Annotated in this window: 1 protein-coding gene; it reads left to right on the top strand. The window is 29.8% G+C overall.

Translation table 11 applies throughout. The features are described 5' to 3' along the window. Positions 1-397: 397 nt before the first annotated feature. Positions 398-597, top strand: a 200-nt coding sequence (locus KO502_RS08190; protein ID WP_216022095.1) for a hypothetical protein, incomplete at its 3' end; no start/stop codon positions are given.

Raw genomic sequence — 597 nt, 5'->3', positions numbered from 1 at the left:
TAACGGACTTGGTATTAAAGCTTTCAGCATATAAATTCGTTCTTTTAAACCATATTAAGCTGCTCACCTATTACTATCCTTCAATCGGTCATTCATTCTAAATAGACCTTTACATTTATATGTAAAAACCACACCAAAAATGTTAACTAAAGGTTAACTTAACACCTGTATAAAACACAAATAACTGTCACTTATATTTTAGCCGTGTTTTCATAAGTTAAATCTTATTCAGCTATATATAGCTAAAACCAATCACAATTAACCAATTATTTATCAAATCTATTTGTATAATTAACTTTTCAGAATGTAAACACAATATTAACATACGGGAAATTAGTTAATTGTTTACAATTTAACAACATTAGTAATTTTCAATAATATATCAAGAAGGATGATCATGAATAATACAAAGTTTAAACGCTTAGCAATAAATTCGTTGTTATGCATTTCAGCTCTAGGGCTATCTGCCTGCACCGAAGAGGAGTTACAAAATACCAAAGATGCAATCATAGGTGAGTTAGATCAAAACACTAAAGATGAAATCATAGACGAACTTGAGTCAAGCAACGATGATTCAACTACTGATGACTCAGCTAC

This window comes from Colwellia sp. E2M01 (genome assembly GCF_018860585.1).
In the GTDB taxonomy this organism is placed as follows: Bacteria; Pseudomonadota; Gammaproteobacteria; order Enterobacterales; family Alteromonadaceae; genus Colwellia.
Note: the sequence above shows the minus strand (reverse complement) of the source record. Positions and strands in the feature narration are given on the sequence as shown.